Below are 16806 nucleotides of genomic sequence, written 5' to 3'. Positions count from 1 at the left end.
GGGAATAGGGTTAGCAGGTAAGGTCAGACTCTTGGGCCTGATTAAGTAAACTGGTTTGTAGGAAGAAGGAAGTCAAGAGGTTAGCCTTTTGTAGGTCAGGGGCACCACTTTCTTCCCTCACTTCCTCCTGTGGGGTTTCCACTTCCTGGGGAAAAATAAGGGGTTGGACTATTCCCTTGGCCCAGGGAGCCTGGTACTTGCCAGTGGGGTCCTGGGCTACCTTTGTGTAGAAGGCTGTCTTCCCATCCACTTTGGAGAGAACATAGGCCACCTTAGGGGTGGTATAGGACCCATCCCCATCTTCCACGGTCTGTCCACCCTCAGAGAAGGCCACCGGGAAGGATTGAGTGACCTCATCCCCAGCCTTCACAACCACCACATCCTTACTTCCGGGGAGTGGGGCATACTTCCCAAAGGTCTCCGAGTACTTCTTGTTCTTCCCAAACCAGCTCTCCAACCCCTTGGTGTTCTCGGGAATGGAGTACCACTTGGTCCAGAAGTCCTGAGTGAGTTGGTCCAAGGTTACCCCCAACTTGGCAGCAGCCTGGTCCACCTTTCCCTGTTTGATGAGGTCAGAGACTTCCTTCAACCCTACTATCTTCTTCCCACCTTCCGAGAACCCATTGGAGAGGTTGTGGAACAGGTTGGGTTTAGCCAGGGAGACAAAGGACTGGTTCTTGAACTGGAGGGAATCCTTGATGGAGAGGTATACCCTCAACTCCTTGGCAGCTTCCACCACTTTGGGGTTGGGGTGGGAGTACAGGTCCAACCACTCAGCACTTAACTGGTCCACAAAGTCAGCCTCATTCTTAGCCCGGGTGTTGTATTCCAGCCGGTAGAAAGGATTGGACCCTTTCCCATCCTTGTCCGGGGACTTGGGAATGAGTTGGTTGAGAAACAGGTTGTCCTGTAACCCTTCCTGGGCCATGAGGAAGGCCAGGGTTTGGGTGATGTTCCTCTCAGGGGAAGTCAATAGGTACTGGTACTCACTCAGGGACTTCCCGGTGGTGTTGAGCACCTGTTGGTTCTCTACCAACATGGTCAGGTGGGTAAGGAAACCCATCTGGAAGTCCTGGAGTTGGGTGTTCCTGCCCCCCAACCCCTGGAATGTTTCCTTGAGAGAGTTGAACAGAGGGGAGTCTACCAGAAACCTCTTCTGGGTCTGGTCCAACACACTCTTACCCCCTTGGGAAGGAAGGATAAGGTTGAGGTTAGTCTGGATATTGGATTCCCGATTGAGGGCCTCTGACACGGAGAAGGGGGACTTCTCTGACCTCAGGGCTAATTCCGGGGTAACAAAGTAGTCCTTGGCTTCCTGCACACTCACAGGAAGACCTTTGTTGGAATTCAGGAGTTTGTTGACATACCCAAAGTACTTAGCCTGTTCCTCTAACTGGGAATAAAGCATGAGAATAGCAGCCTGACCCCTTAGGAAGGGAAGGTCTTCTTCCTCTGCTACCCCATTCCGGGTCAGGTTCTGGGCCTTGGAGAGGTTTCCCTGGGCATCCTGAAGGGTTTCCAACAGGTGGGAATCCATTACCCCACCTCCGTACACCGGTTGTACCCTAGCTTCCATCTGGGCCAACAACTTCTTGGTCAGCTCAAAGGAGGATACCCCCTTATCCTTCACCTGGGCATCGGCCTGCTGTTGGCGGTAGGCCAGTTCCTTGAGGATGGGCTGGGTGGCAAACAGGCCTAGAACCCGGTTAATCCCCAATCCCAGGCTGATGGCATACTCAAACACGGGAAGAGTACTAGGGGTCAGGTTGAGGGCAAAGGATAACCGCTCTTTGGCATCATCCGTCATCCCCGAAGTCATGGTGGAGAGCTGGTCAGCAATCCGGGAAGGGCTCAGGGTTTCCCCTATAGTCCACTTCCCACCTTCCCGGGTCAGGTTCACATCCCCTTGGTCCAGGTGTTGGAAGCCTGTGGACTCCACTCCCGAGAAGGTCAGGGGAGTGGACAGGGAGACCTCATTCTTGGCCAACCAGGCATGGGTTTTCCCGGCATTGGCAGCTCCCCCCACGTTAGCTTTCCCGGTAGTGGTGGCTTCCCACTGCAAAGACCGGGTGGCATAGGAATGGTAGGGCATGGTGTTGTCCTCACTGACCCCGTACACCCCGTTGGCAAACCCCTTCAGGAATTTGAGGGAATCAATGCTGGCCGGGGTGAAGAGGGACTCCACATTGGAAGGGTTGGTAATGAAGGCCAACTCCCCGTCAAACCGTTGGTTGGAGAGAGCATGACCTGTCACCCGGTCCTCCTTGGGAAGGGCTTGGAAGACTTCCAGGGACAGGGGAAGGCCCATCTGGGTGAAGGCTTCCTCTGGGGACATTCCCTTCTTGTGGGTGAGGAATTTGTAGTAGGTGTCCTGGGTCTGGGTGTAGTCCTTCCAGTTCTCGTACTGGTCCTTCATACTGGTTTCTTCCCCGGGAATGGACATCCCCAGAAACTCCCCATTGTCCCCCCTGAGTACTCGGAACTCCTTCCGGTTGACAAACAGGGAATCCACGTCATAGTCAGCCCCCGATAGCCAGGTAATCTCCTTGGGAGCTACCACACTACTTCCATAGTAGGCAGGAATCCAGTCCACTACCTTGAAGGGCATCATGGAATGGTGGGACTGGGTGGGAATCCGGAAACCCAGCATGGTGGTGAGCTTGGCTTGGTCCTCAAGGGAAAGGGTCTGGTACTCTTCCAAGGTCATTCCCTTCTTCCTCAGTAGTTCCTCACTTAGGATAACCTCGGCCAACTGGACCTTCCCATTTTCCAACCGGTGGATTTTCAGGTCCCGGGGTTGTCCGGTCACCTCATCTACCACCTGGAATCCACTAGAGGAAACCAGGGTGAGCTTCATGCCGGGGACCTTCTGTTGGAAGACCTGTTTGTTGAAGAAGGAGAGGAAGGCTTTCTCCACCTGTTGTTCCAGGAAGGGAAGGTCCAGGGAGTACTTGGGCTGTCCGGCTGCCTGGGTGAAGAAGTCCACCTGGTTTTGGGTAGCCCCACTCTCCTTCATCAGGTCCTGGACCATTTCCAGGTACACACTGTCCCCATTCACTACCGCATCCAGGACCTTGGAAGCCTTGGTGAAAGCCTTGACCTTGTTCTTGGCCATTGCCCCCTGGTAAGCCTTCCGTACTTCCCCTACCTTGGCAGTCTTCCCTTGGTAGATAACATCGTGGTCATCCGGCATCTCGGAGTCCAACAACTGCATGAGCTGGGTCCCCTGGGTAATCTTGGTCTTCCCACTGGGGTTCTCCACCTGCAACCTCCAGTACCTGTTTTCCAGGGTTTGGGTGGCCAGGGTTCCCCGGTCAAAGTTTCCGTTGGAAGTAGGGAAGTTAACCCCTTTCCGTTGAAGTTTGGAGGCTGATACTCGGTGAAGTTCATCCAGGACCGGGAGGGAAGTATCCCGTGCCCCATCCTGTTCCCCTTCCAGTACTTCCCGCAGGTGATGAAGCTTTTCCCTGCCTGGAATGGGTACCCACTTACCGTCTTCGTGGGTGGAGGTCAACTCCTTAAACAGGGGGAAGTAGGAAGTCTTGATGTAGGTCTGCCCATCAAAGTACACCCCCTTGATGGGGTTGGCCGTTAACTCTTCCATGACCTTGTCAGACTCCTTCTGGGTGAGTTTCTGGCCTTGGATGAGTTTGGTAATCAGGGCATCGGTCTGGGGGGAAGAGTACCCCAACTGTTTCTTGATGAACTGGAACCGGGCAGGAGAGACATAGGACTGGGCATCGGTGGCATTCACCTTCTCCCCTACAAACTTCTCCTGGGTGCCTTCCCCAAAGGTGGTGGGAGTAATGGTGGATTCTTCATCAGCCAGTACAGCGGCCACAAAGGACCCTTCCCCCAAGTCCTGTCCACTGGCAATGGCCCCCGCCATCCGCTTAGTCTTGTTGGTGTGGTTGAGGTAGAAGGCTTCCTCCCCGGCCACCAGTTGGCTCATGGCATTGGACACCACCAGGTCCTGGAGTAGGAAGTTCTGCTTCCACACCCGGGCATCCTCCACCGGGAATTGGGAATGGTCCTTCACCCAGGCTTCCCCGGCCAATAACTTCATGTGTTGAGGCTGACCCAGGTCCTTGGACTGAAGTAGGTCATTGAATTCCTGGGTAGCCTTGTCCAGGAACACGTCTAAGAAGGTGTCTAATTCTTTCTCAGTGGGTACATCCTTAGACGAGTTAAGGTCTGGGAATTGGGAGTACTGGAAGCCTGTAGGCAGCAGATTCCGGTACCCAGCCTCGATGTACTGGGTGGCCAGGGCCTTGGGAATAGTATTGGGTTGCCCGTTAGTGAAACCACCGGGAAGAAGAGGAAGGTCTTTGGGAGCTGACTTGGGGGCCTTTTCCAGGAAGTGATACCCACCCACCAACTCGGTAGAAGGAAGTTTCCCTTGGTGGGGTTGCCCGTAGAGTTCCTTCATTACCTTCCCCTGCTTGAGCTGGTCCTGGTGAACCATATCCAACAGGGCCGCTTTCCCCTGGGGGGTAATCCCGTCCTGGTCTACAAAGGTGTCCATGTTGGGAACCCCGTCTATGGCACCCAATACCACCAGGGTAGTGGTGGCCTTGGCCTCATGGACCGCCCACCGGAAGGCTCCCTGCTGGGAATAAAGGGCCAGGTCATTGAGTATCTGGGTCCGGGGGTCAATCTGTTTGGGAGTCACCCCTTCCTCCTGACTCCGTTCCCGTAGACCTCCGGCTACCTGCAACAGGCCCATCTTCTCCCCCTTCACTTGATTCCCCTGGGTGTGGTGCTGGACCAGGTAATTCCGGGAATAGTAGGGAGAGTTGAAGTCCAGGTCATGGGTTCCATCCTGGAGTTTGCGGGCCCGCACATACTCAAAGCTGGGGGCAGTGTGTCCATACACAGTCTCCCCTTTGGCATTCTGGTAGGAAGCCTGGTAGATGTCAGCCCGGAAGAGAACATCCTGTTTGGCCAGGGAAGTCAGACGGGACTTGGCCTCTCCAAAGGGATTCTTCCCCTGGGCCATGAAGGACAGGACCTGGGAGAGTTCCCTGGAAAGGGTAGGAATGTCAAGGGGACTGGTACCCTGGAAGACCTCATGAAGGAATCCCGGAGAGAAGTCCAGCCCTACACTGGCCAGGTTAAAAGCCCCGTCCTGAGCTTCCTGTAGTGTGAAGGGGGTACCTTCCTGGTGTTTGGCTTCCACTTGGTCCAGGAATCCCTTCACAGCAGCAGCCAGTCCCTTGAGATTGGCCCCTTTGGAAAGCAGGGAGTTGTACTGTTTCTCCCACCGGTTCACCAGCATGTCCTCCTCCTTGTTCCGGTTGGCAGAATACACCCGGGCCGTACCCTTGTCCTGGTCCAGTTCGGTAAACAGGGAATTGAGGACTTCCGTCTTAAAGGTCCGGGTGAACTTGTTGATGAAGTACTGGTCCACTTCCTTGGCCTGGAGCTTGGCATCCAACCGGGTTACTAGGTCAGTTAGGACTCCGGTGGGGTCAGACTGGGCCAAGGATTCCAGCCTAGCCTTCATTTCCTCGAAGGTATCCAAACCCTTCAGGTTCCGCTGGAGGAGGGAGAAGGTCCCAAACACATTGGCCGGGAGCTTGAAGTTGGACCCGGGGATGGGGGTGGCCAGCAGGGAGAGGAAGGACTTGAGCTGTTGGGAGAGGGAACCAATCCCGGTCAGGGTGAAGGAGTTGGCATCAAAGGACCTTTCCTTGGTATCGTTGATGTCCTGCCCTTCCTCGTCTTCCAGGTCATCCACCCGGTCCTGTTTATCCAGGGAATCCAAGGGGAGTTCCAGGGCCTGTTCCGTGGGCTTGAGGTTGAGGGCCTTCAGGTTGGCCTGGACTTCCTTCCAGAGGTAGGGAATGGCTTCCTCCATCAGGCCCAGGTCCACCAGATAGTCTTCCCCGGTGTTCTCATCCACTTCCACTTCCTTCCGGTTGGCCTGCAACCACTCGGGGTTATCGGCTAGTCCCTGGGTGTCCAGGATGGATTCCTCAATCCTCAAGGCTTCCACCATCTGGGCAAACCGCTCACTGGGAGACCCTGTGTAAGCCTGGTACCGGTCAATGTACTGGTGGAAGAGTTTACCCACCAATTCCTTGGACTTGGCACCACTGGCTAGGGTGGTGGGAAGGGACCACACGGGGGCCTCCCCACCCTTATTGAGGGAAGGTTGGGCACTTCGGTACTTCCCACTTTCAATGGCCGCAAACAGGGTGTCAATTTCCTGACCCTTCCTGCCGGTGAGCAGGCGGAAGAAGTCCCGGATGAGGTCAAAGGCCTTGCGGAAAACTCCCTTCACCCCAGACCGAGAATTCATGTAGTCCTGGAAGTGGTCAGCCAGGGCCTCCTCCACCATCAGGTCAGCAATTTCCCGGTTGGAATAGGAGTCATACCTGCTACCGTAAGCCTGTCGGAAACCTTCAATCCCCGCCATGGACAGGGACTCTCCCATCAGGGAAGCCATCTGTTTATCCACCTTGGTCTTGAGGTCCTTGGGTAACAGGTCCCGGTACACAGCATGGAAGGCCTCATGGAATTCCGTCCCCTTAGGAGCCTTGGAAAACAGGTACACTACCTTATTCTTATAGGCACCCCAGGTTCCCCCATCGGCATATACCCCATTCAGGAGCTGGTCAATGTGGGAGAGGGAATAGGAGGAGGGCAGGAGTTTGGCCAGGTTCTTCCTAGCCCTTTGGAAGTCCGTAGTAGTCAGGGTGGACTGTTTTACCTTCCCCTGGGCCCGTATCTTGAGGGCTATTTCCCCGGCCTGTTCCCGGGCCTTCTGTCGTTTGAGGGCTATTTCCCCGGCCTGTTCCCGGGCCTTCTGTCGTTCAGCAGCCTCCCTTGCCCTACGCTGGGCCTTTTCCTGGGGAGTTTCAGTACTTGGGGAAGTGTTGGGAGTAGGGTTAGAGGTTTGTTCCCGGGTGGCAGCATCCTCCTTAATTTGGTTGGTGTACTGAACCAGGGAAATTTCCCGACCCTTGATAGTTCCTCCACTACCCGAGGCAATGGTGATGTCTTCCAGTGGGTACCTTACCCCCTTATAGTCCACATTCAGGGACATTTCACCACCCTGTATGTTGATTCCCCCACCAATCACAGCCCCAGGAAGCAGGGAAGTAATATGGGTTTGAACTGCTTCCTTGAAGGCTGTTCCTGTTTCCGGGGAGGTGAGTCTAAACTTTCCCTTCCCGTCTTCTATACTTCCAGTGAAGTACTTACTGGTATCCACAAACCGGGAAGCAGGTTCTTCACTCACCGGAGTTACCACCGAAGTCTGGATGCCCGTCACATTGAAGTAAATGGGTCCCCATACCTGAGGGGTGGTGGAAAGGGTGAAGGAAGAAGGAGTGGGAAATTCCCCGGGTTCTTCCCGGACAGGGTTCTCACTGAAGAGGTCCTTCACCTTCAACTTTCCAAGGTTCTCCGCCAACTTCTCATTGGGAGTCAGGGCCTTGAGGAATTCGGCCTGGGAAGTAATGGGTTTGGAAGTGTCCACAAATAGGACTCCCAGGTCCTCGTTCTCCTCATTCCGGTTGACCTGCACCACCAACCCCTTGGAATTCCACCGCAGTTGGGTGTGGATATTTCCCAGGGAAGTGGACTGGTTAGCAGCCAGGAAGGCTGGGACTTCTCCCTTGGTAAACTTAGTACCCAGTTTGGCAAAGGTCTGGGGAGAGGCAGGAGCCGTGGTCAACCCCACCAGCTTCTTCCCCTTCCCGTCAAGGGTGGGGACTACCAACAGGAATCCATCGGTGGGGGCATCTTGCCCAAAGTCTTGGATGAACTGGGGAGTGAGGTACTTCTGACCCACTTCCTTGCCCCCGGAGAGGTAGGTGATTTCCCGGTTGAAGTACGTACCCTCGGTGGACTGTTCCTTCCCCCGCTTTTGGCGAAGGATGGTGTGCTTACCCCCGTAGGTGGTGGCGGCGGGGATGAGGTCCGAGGACAGCTTTTCCCCAACTTCCCCGGGGGAGAGGGAATCCAGGGAAGCTGATACCTGTACATCCAGGGGAGTAGCTACCCCATACTGTTGACGGGCCTTGTGTTTAACCTGGGCCAGGAGTTGGATGGCCTGTTCATTGGCAGCCTTCTGCTCTGGACTTCCCTGGGAGTTCTTGATGTCCTGCTGAAGGAATCCCAGGAAGGTTTCTTGCCCGTTGAGGGTGGTGTAGAGGTTGTAGTGGGTAGATGCCTTGGTAGCCCCTTCCTCGGCCTTCACATAGTAATGGGCACCCTTGAGGGAATACTCTCCACTCCGGAGCTTGGGAAGGGTTTCCTGGTGCAATACCCGGAACTTCTCTTCACTGGCCGGGTACTCATACCCTTCCTTGAGCTGGTGGCCCATGTACATCACCGACTTGGTGTAGTAGCTGGGGTCAGCCTTCAGGTCCCTAGTGGGTTCCGGAGTTTGGGGAATAGGAGTAGGAGTAACCTCACTCTCTTCCACAGGGTTAAGAGTCGGAATGGCTTCCGGAGTAGGGTCTTGGATTACTGAGGAAGACAGGGCTTGGAGGGCTTCCTGTACCTGGGCCCGGAGAGCAGGGTCCCTGTCCAGTACACTTCCCTTCCTTCCCAAAGCATTCACCACTCCATCACTCTCGGTCCCCTTTTCTACTTCCTCCGGGCTTACCCCTTTGGAATGGAGGAGTTGGGCCATCTCCTGGGCTTTGGAGTTGGCAACAGGGGCCTGTTTTGTGGCCTGAGAGGAAGGCTGAACTACTTCCGGGGTCTGTGGTTGTTGGGAAGGTTGTGGAGTCTGTACAGCAGGAATTTCTTCACCTGGGTCCCCAGCCTCTTCCATCGGGGGTTCTTCCTCCTGGACCTGGGGGATACCGGTGATGGGGTCTGTTTGGGGTTGGACCGGAGTAGTGTGGACCTGGGGCTTGGGTTCCACCTTGGGTTGGGGAGTGGGTTCGACCACGTCCTTTAGGCCACCGGAAATCAGGGACTGGTAGGTGGCCACCAACTGTTCCCGCTCTTGCTTCAGTCTTACAAAGTCCAGAATTTCTTGGGCTGTCACTTCCAAACTACCCGGATTCTCAGTCAGGGACTCTAACACCTGTTTCCCATACTCTTCCACTGGTACCCCGGGGTTGAGACCTGACCAGGCTATGTACTCAACTCCTGTGGCCTGGAAGACCTTGGTGTTGATTTCCTGTTCCCGTTTAGACCTGTTGGAGATGTTGGTGAGGACATCATATAAGGCAGACTGTTGGGCATCGGAAGCCCCCGGAAACCGTTCCTGTACATTCTCCAAAGTCTTCTTGAGGGTACGGGCCTCAGCCTTCAGGGAATCCACATACTGGGCCACGGTCTTCTGTCCGGCCACATCTGGGTCCAGGTTGAAGGCTTCCTGAAACTCTTCCTCAGGAAGGGATTTGAGGTCCTCCAACTTGTCCATCAACAGGGAAAACCGGCCCACATTGGAGTGGGTCTGCACCATGTTCTTGAGATGGTCAGCTCTGAGGTTTTGGTAGGCATAGACATCACCGGCTTGGAGGGCCTGGTCCATATCCCCCTGGATGGAGGCATGCCGGATAGCACCCTCACGGAGTTTGAACAGACCACTGGTTTCCCCGTACTGCTGGAATTGGGCAGCAGCTTGTTGGGAAGCCTCAAAGTTGGCCTGGGCCTGGGCAAAGGCTCCCGGATTTCCCTGGTACTTGTTCACCAGGGACATTACCCCATGGGAAGCGGTACCGGTAACAGCCCCCAAGAGCATGGATTCCAGACCATCCTTGGTTCCAAAGACTTCAGTGAGACCATCCAATGCAGCTTCCCCAAGGGAATCCACGTCAAGGGTAGCATTTGGGTCATTCTTCCTTTGGTAGTAGGACTTAGCAGCGGAAGTGATGAAGGTCTGAGAACCCTCCTCACCGGCTTCCATCAGGGCATTCTTCCCATAGGACAGGGCTTCCCCCGCCAGTACACCCCACTTGGTAGGAGCCTTCACTCCCAGTTTGGTGGAGTTCTTCCAGCCACCTCCCAGGTACTTCCCAAACTGGAAGGTATCACTGAGCATGAGCAGGGGCATGTTCCAGGCGGTGGTCACGTTCCCCACGGCACTGGCCTGTTCCTGTAACCGGTCCTGCTCAAAGGGGAGGGGATTACGGCCCTTCTCCTGGACAAACTGTTCGGTAAGGGATTTGAGGGATTCCTGCTTGGCCCCCAACCCTTCAGCGGTGGCCTCACTCATAGCAGCCAGGGTGGTGGCTCCCAACTGGGCAGCAGCATTGGTGAGTTTGATGGACTTAAGGGCCTGGGGAAGGGCAGCAGCCAACTTGGCCCCCTGACCCACCCCCTGTTCCGCTAAGGCAATAGCCTCTACTCCAGCTCCACCACCAAAGGCAGCTTTTCCCAGTGATTGGAACAGGGGAGCAAAGGCCCTCCCTGACCGGATACTTCCAATGGTATACCCAGCATTCTTCACAATCTTCCCAAAGACCATGTTGGCCGAGAAGATATTGGTAGGACTCAGAGCACTGGCCTCCTTCTCTTCCTGGGTTTCATAATTTGGGAAGCGGGCCTCTAAGGTGCGATTAAAGCTGTCTAGGGTCCTGGAAATCTCGTTGTCGTAGATGTAGGACAGGTCCTGGGAAGTGAACTCCGTATTGGGGTCCAGGGCTCGGTACGTGGCTTTTCCCAGGGTACCCAGAAGACCCAGGGGAAGGGAAGTGAATACCCCTACACCCGTGGTTCCGGCCAAGCCCCCCATCTTGATAATCCCATTGGCTGCCTTATCCAAAGTGGTTTGTCGTTTGGCAATGGCGTCATCCACGTCCATGTTGGCAGTCACCACCTCGGGGGCATACCCGGAGATGGGATTCCCTACTTGGTTGTAAGCATCATGCTGGAATTTATCCCCCTGACCCACGTTGGTAGCAGACTGGGAATTGAGGAAGGACAGAAATTCATCTGGCTTGTTGGGAGAATTCATAGACAAAATAGGCCGGACCTTTGAGTGAGTACAAAGATACGGCCCAATGGGTGATAATAACGGTGATTGAACTTGGTAAAGTGATATTTTGTCCTTACCTTTGAGTCAGCTTTCAGCACTGGTGAGGAAGACCAGTTAGACATAACCCGGGAGTTCCGGGCCAAGCCCTTGGATTCGACGTAGCTCCTCCTGCGTTGGGTCTGGGGGCTTTTTAGTTTTGGTACCTACCACCACCTACATCTCCATCCCCAAAGGGCTGTCATCCAAGCTGGTTCACTCCAATCAGCAGATGACAGCCTTTGCTGTTTTCTGGGGGTTGAAGTCCTTATGGGTAGGTGGGTACATCCACGGATATTCCCGAAAGGTAAAGGCGTTGGCCACCTACCTGGGAATCGGGGAGAACGGACTACGGAAGGCCGTAGCTTACCTGATTAAGAGGGGGTTTGTCTACAAAAACAATCCCCGGGATTTGGTGCTGGGGTCTTCCCAGAAGGTGGCCTTGCACTACGGGGTATCCACCAAAGCCTACTACCAGTTTCCCACTGCCCAGCTCTCCCAGCTCAAGCTCCAATTCAGGACTTGGGCTATTGAAGAAAACCTCCACACCCAGAAATACCGCTACCACCAACACCTCAAGGAACAGTACCTGAGCCGAACCCTCAAAGGCATCCTCCCCTCACATCTGACCCCGCAAGCCCGTCGAAAAGTCCTTAGAGGATTTGACCTGGCCCGGGAAGACAAACAGAATACCCAGCGTTTTCTGGACCAAGTGAAGGCACTGTTCACCCTGACCACCATTCCCAATCCCTTCATCACCCTTTCTTCCGAGGGAGTGGCCCGCCTGTTCGGGAAACAGTGGAAGGGAAGTGGCCAATACTGGATTAAGAAGCTGGTTGTAGCTGGTCTGCTCACCACAACTTCCCATGAGCTGGACCTGGGGTATTTCCCCTCGGGTACCTACTTCCTCTACCAAGAGCTGGGCATGTCCAAGTCCTACCAGTGGCGGGAAGGGAAGCTCAAGAAGGTATTCCCCAATCAATTACTCCCTACTCCCATCACCCTCTAGTGAGGTAATGTAGGGCTAACGAATCATCAATATGGATACTTCACTACTTCAGGGCCCAAAACGGGTCCAACGGGGATGGGTTGCCTTTCAGGGTCCAGACCTAGTTACTCTTCCTAATGGGGAAATCAAGGCCATTGTCAAGGTATTGCCTAATTACAATTCCCCGGAATTTAACAGCAAGACCATGGGGTTGGAGTGTTCACCAAAAACCCGGACTAGGGTAGGGGATGGACCTTGGACCCCTTGGAAATAAGGAATATGGGTATATTGGTGGCCCACTTAGAGCTGCCTACTTCCAGTTTCCTAATAGTATGCAGATAAAGACAATAACAAACCCCACCAGTAAGAGGACTGAGATGAATTCATGGATTTCCTTCTTGTTTTCCCGGTAAAAGTTGATAATCACGGCTATCAGGAACCCCCCAATGAGGAGGACAAAAAACCATAGTTTTTCAAGTAGGTCCAACCAAAAGCTGTGATGGTGTCGAGACATAGGACCAATATAGGGAATGTTCCTATCTTCGACCCATGAAATCAGTCCTCCTCTCTCTCTGTGTACTCTTCCTAGCAATAGGTTGTAACTCCAGTAGTTCCAAAAGATTAGAGAGCCCTGAGTCCCTAACAACTGAGGAAAAGAGGGAGTTGTCAGGGTACAAACATCGAATAGCCAGGTTTAGTAATTCCGTTTCCAACCCTTTTAACTGGGGTGCTTCCCCTAAGACTATGAAGGCATGGGGGAAAAAGGTAGGTTGGGAATTAGAAAGCCCACTTACCTCTAACCCTACAAAGCCTGGGGTCGAAGAGATGATTTACTGGATTGATAAAGGGGAAGGGGAATATAAACAAAGGATTATCCTCTTTTTTTACCACAATAAGTTGGCATCTGTATCCATTATGGCAATGGGTAAAATGGACCGAGCTATTCAAACTATCTTAGATGAAGATTATTCCCTGTTAAGTCCTGGGGTATGGAGAAATATACCAAGCAAGGCAACTGTTCAGAAACAGACAAGTCCATCAGATGTGGCAAGCATGTACACTTTCGTTGACTCCAATCAACTCTCTCAATGAAATCCTTCCTACTCTTCCTGTTCCTACTTCCCTTGGTTGGGAAGGGTCAAGACCATGAAATCCTTACTGCTGCAAGTACCAAGGTCAGAAAGGGTACCTACAAGGAGTTTGGTAGACTTCAGCTTCTTCCACATCCCTTGGGAATAAGAGAAATGAGGGATGAGAGGTTTGCTTATATTGAGTACGAGGGAAAGAAGTACTATGTCACTTCCACCAAGAATATTGACAAGAAGCTGGTACTGAATCTAAATGGGGGAGGAGTGGCTGTATTGAACCGTTCTCCAAATACTTTCACTCTTACTATTCCTGAGAAAGACCTCAGCTTGGTCTTGGAAGATTGTACCTTCCTCATGGGGAAGGATTAGTTCCCGTACTCATACTGGACAGTTTTGGTTAGTGGGTTTGTCCAAGCACGGACTTTAACCACTTTCCCTTTCTCTGGATTATAAGCATCAAATTCATGGTGGCCCTTTTTCTGAGCCAGCTTGATGTTATACTCCAAACTCTGCTTCCAATTGGAGATGGTGGGCTGTGCCAACTCTTTACCAGGTTTAAGTTGGATAAGTGCCTGACGGTTAGCTATTGTGACAGGTTGTTCCCAGCCCTCCTCTGTTACCTGGGCAGGCCCTGACACACGAATTCCTCCCATTTCCTTGAATGAATCAGGAGTGATGGATTGGCCTGTTATCTCTTTGTAGGCATCCAAACCACTCATGGTCTTGGAGTCACCATCCGGTCCTGTAAGCCGGACATCTGCCCCAGAGAACAAACCTACTCCATCATTATCCACAAAGGCTTTGGTGGCATCATCCACCTGCTTCCCACTTTCCCAGCGTTGGATGGAAGCATTGGAATTCTTGGTCAGACCTGTGTAGTTCTCCGTAAACTGTTGAGGGGTAAGCAGAGGTAAAGGGTCCTGCCCTTTCTTTACCCGAGCCTTGTTCTCTTCCTCAATGGCTTGGTTGGCCCGTGCTGTACCTTTAATGATAGGTTCTAGTTTGGTCTTCTGTTCAGAGGAAAGATTGCTGTTCCAAACCTCACCCCACGCATGAGAGGCATCCCCTCCAGATAACCAGAAGGCAGCCTTTCCAAGGTTAAAAGTACCATCTCCCTTGATATTCCCCTGTTCGTCAAACTCCACCTTGAGTGTGTTTGAGGTTTTAGCATCGGGTAGGAGGAAGTTGGAAGTGGCTGCCTCCTTGTCTTCCTTCACCTTCTCTTTCCGGTCTGAACGGCGTTGGCCTTGTAACTCTCGTAGGGCCACATCAGCATTGGTGGAAGTCTTGGAGTAGACCATGTTGTTCCCTTGACCCAGGAGGAATTGGGCCGCATACTGGGCAGCCTTTTGAGGGGAAGCTCCCTGAGCTAGGGCCTGTTGGGCTACCTGTTTTCCCTCGGGGGAAGATAACCAGTCCCCCAAGGCAGCTCCATAGGCCCCATATACCTGTCCAGCATTAATTCCCGCCTGTCCAATCTTGTATGCCATATCCCCATCAGAAGTTGCTATTCCCCGGATGGATTCCACCTCATTTGGGTTGAGGGCCTTGTAATAAGCCTGAGCCTTAGTAGTATGGTCAAGTGCGGGTTGGAAGTCTTCCCCCTGGAAAGAAGCCCCACTGGCAGCACCCCCGGCATGGTCATAAGCAGCCAACTGGGAAGCCATAAGCTGAGCCTGGGGAGTGTACCCTTTCCCTTCCTTTTCCAGGGCCTTGTACTGGGCCTGTAGGTCCCCCACCCGGGCATGAGTAGCCTGGATTCCCTGTAGGGTCTTGTCCCCTGCAATAGTGGTGGCCAGGTTCTGCAATCCCCGCTGGACTTCTGGACGAGTGAGGTCCCCTTGGGAATACTGTTCCAATTGGGTGTTGTAGTCCTTCTGGGCCCTTTTCAGGTACTCGGCATCAGCCTGGGTGGCTGCCTGGATTCCCATCAACCCTTCGTGCAGGGTCTGTTGTCCATCTTTCCAGTAGTTGTATTCCCCTTGCCTAGCTTGTAGGGCCTGTTGAATGCCCTCAAAGGGGAGGGGAATGTACTGGGACTGGTAGTTGTTGGTAAAGCCGGGAGCCACGGGGCCCTTGGTGTAGGCATTAATGGCCATGGTTAGAGACTTCTCTTGAGTTTACGTTTGGTGGTGGTCCGGGTATTCCCCTTGCTGTCCACGGTAGTGGATTGGGTGTCCTGGGTCTTAGTGGACTGGTAGCCTACCCCATTGGGATTCCAGTCCACGGTACCCTTCCCATCGGTGGTGTAGTGAGTGGTCTGGTTCAGGTACTTCAGGTAAGTCTGGTCCCGGGCATCCAGTTTAGCATCCCGTGAACGAAGGTATCCCTCCTGTTCCATCGCATTCCCCAGCGAAGACAACTGCCCAAAGGCGGCATCCTTGTAAGCCTGAGCATTGGCCCGGGCCTGTCCATTCAACTGGTTGTACTGGTCCCTCTTCTGGGAATTGATGGAGTTGGTCTGGTTGACAATACCTACGTTGGAAGCCCGGATGTCATCGGCCCTTCCCTGTTCCCGGTTGTCAATCTCTTGTCTCCGGCCATAGTTCTCGGCCTCCGCAATCTGTTGGTTGGACCTGAGGTTGGATACAGACCCCCCACTGGCATTTCGGGCATTGACTACCTGGGCATTCCTCACCATGGTGGACTGCCGGCGTTGAGGGGCGGACCGGTCACTGTACTGGTTCAACACCGGGTCAAGGTAGGATTCCGGCACCTTCTCCGGGGTACTGAACCCCTGAATCAGGTTGCTGGCCACGGAGGCGTACTTGAGGGCATTCCCCAACCCCATACCTTCTCCACCAAGGGCTGTTTCAGGACCTGTGTTGGACGCTGGGGAAGTGGAAGGACTGGTTACCCCAACACCCGACAAGGGGGCCAGGGAAGAGGGAATCTGGAAACCGTTCCCCACTCCCCCGTCCAGGGAATTCCGAGGGGTGATGGGGGTGAGACCCTTGGGTTCGGCGTAGTAGGTGGGCTTGGGTTGCCCCTGGGGTTGGTAGGCCAGTACTCCATTCCCTTGGTAAGGATTAGCCGGGTCAAAGGGACTCAGGTAATTCCCCTGGTCCAGGGCCTGTCCATACTGTCCGTACTTTCCCCGTTTGTTGTAAGGGTCGGTGTACATCCCACTGTTAGGGTCGGTCCCGTCCACCCCCATAGCCGCCTTCCCCTCGGGGTTGGTGTCTCGGGGCAGCTTCACCCGCATTCCCTCCAGCTTGGCATGGTTCCCTTCCTGGTAAGCAGCCAGGACCTTACCTCTCTGTTTCCCTGGAAAAATTACATCACCCTCGGCGGCCAGGTACTCCTCACCCCCCTGGGAGTGAGATTTGCCTTTCTGGAAGTCGGCCTTCAACCGGAACTTGTCCCCGACCTTCCGGAAAACCAGCTCATCCTTCTCCACCTCAATGGGCTTGTGGTTTCCCACTTCTTCGGTCCCCTGGGCATACTGTCCCCGTTGGACACTGGTGGGGTCATACCCGTCCACCAGCTCATTGGCCTTCACAAACTGGTTCCGTTTCAGGGCCTGTTGGTTGGCGGCATCCTGTTGGGAAGACTGGAGCAGGCCCATGCCCAGCCCACCCAGGCCCCCGAGGAATCCCCCAATGGGTCCAAACTGGGAACCGGCCAATCCCCCTTGCAGGGCACTGTTGAGCACATCCCCACTGTTCCCGGGGGGTGGGACACTGACCTGGTGCAGGCCCTTGGCGGCTTTTTGGAGGGGAAGTTTACGGGTATTCTTCATGGAG

6 protein-coding genes are annotated in these 16806 nt (G+C 54.0%); 3 read left to right on the top strand and 3 right to left on the bottom strand.

All coding sequences use genetic code 11. The annotated features are described in order from the left end of the window. Positions 1–10 precede the first annotated feature (10 nt). Positions 11–10927, bottom strand: coding sequence for a GPALPP1 family protein (locus Q5H92_RS14800; RefSeq protein WP_305012315.1), 10917 nt, complete (start codon positions 10925–10927; stop codon positions 11–13). 472 nt (positions 10928–11399) lie between these two features. Here Q5H92_RS14800 and Q5H92_RS14795 point away from each other — a divergent pair, with 472 nt between their 5' ends. The 3 genes from Q5H92_RS14795 (at position 11400) to Q5H92_RS14785 (ending at position 13429) form a co-directional block, all read left to right on the top strand. After that, entirely contained in the window at positions 11400–11993 is a 594-nt protein-coding gene (locus Q5H92_RS14795; RefSeq protein ID WP_305012314.1) for a hypothetical protein, read from the top strand. Between the two features lie 528 nt (positions 11994–12521). Next, a complete protein-coding gene (locus Q5H92_RS14790) occupies positions 12522–13064 on the top strand; it encodes a hypothetical protein (protein ID WP_305012313.1) in 543 nt (180 codons plus the stop codon). After that, positions 13061–13429, top strand: a complete 369-nt coding sequence (locus Q5H92_RS14785; RefSeq protein ID WP_305012312.1) for a hypothetical protein — start codon at positions 13061–13063, stop codon at positions 13427–13429. Before Q5H92_RS14790 ends, Q5H92_RS14785 begins: the two co-directional genes overlap by 4 nt. Here the strand turns inward: Q5H92_RS14785 and Q5H92_RS14780 are convergent. Together Q5H92_RS14780 and Q5H92_RS14775 are read right to left on the bottom strand one after the other, a co-directional pair. After that, on the bottom strand, positions 13426–15159 hold the full coding sequence (locus Q5H92_RS14780) for a hypothetical protein (protein ID WP_305012311.1): 1734 nt from the start codon (positions 15157–15159) through the stop codon (positions 13426–13428). The two genes, Q5H92_RS14785 and Q5H92_RS14780, sit on opposite strands and share 4 nt — an antisense overlap. Before the next feature lie 2 nt (positions 15160–15161). After that, positions 15162–16802, bottom strand: coding sequence for a hypothetical protein (locus Q5H92_RS14775; RefSeq protein WP_305012310.1), 1641 nt, complete (start codon positions 16800–16802; stop codon positions 15162–15164). Between the last annotated feature and the right edge of the window lie 4 nt (positions 16803–16806).

Origin of the sequence: Hymenobacter mellowenesis (genome assembly GCF_030581005.1) — a bacterium.
Taxonomy (GTDB): Bacteria; Bacteroidota; Bacteroidia; order Cytophagales; family Hymenobacteraceae; genus Hymenobacter; species Hymenobacter mellowenesis.
The sequence above is the reverse complement of the archived record's forward strand: the minus strand, read 5'-3'. Positions and strand labels throughout refer to the sequence as shown.

Bases quoted from the DNA above. Each gene is read 5' to 3' on its own strand.
- Q5H92_RS14785 (WP_305012312.1), top strand. From the start codon at position 13,061: ATGAAATCCTTCCTACTCTTCCTGTTCCTACTTCCCTTGGTTGGGAAG.
- Q5H92_RS14800 (WP_305012315.1), bottom strand. From the start codon at position 10,927: ATGAATTCTCCCAACAAGCCAGATGAATTTCTGTCCTTCCTCAATTCC.
- Q5H92_RS14780 (WP_305012311.1), bottom strand. From the start codon at position 15,159: ATGGCCATTAATGCCTACACCAAGGGCCCCGTGGCTCCCGGCTTTACC.
- Q5H92_RS14775 (WP_305012310.1), bottom strand. From the start codon at position 16,802: ATGAAGAATACCCGTAAACTTCCCCTCCAAAAAGCCGCCAAGGGCCTG.
- Q5H92_RS14790 (WP_305012313.1), top strand. From the start codon at position 12,522: ATGAAATCAGTCCTCCTCTCTCTCTGTGTACTCTTCCTAGCAATAGGT.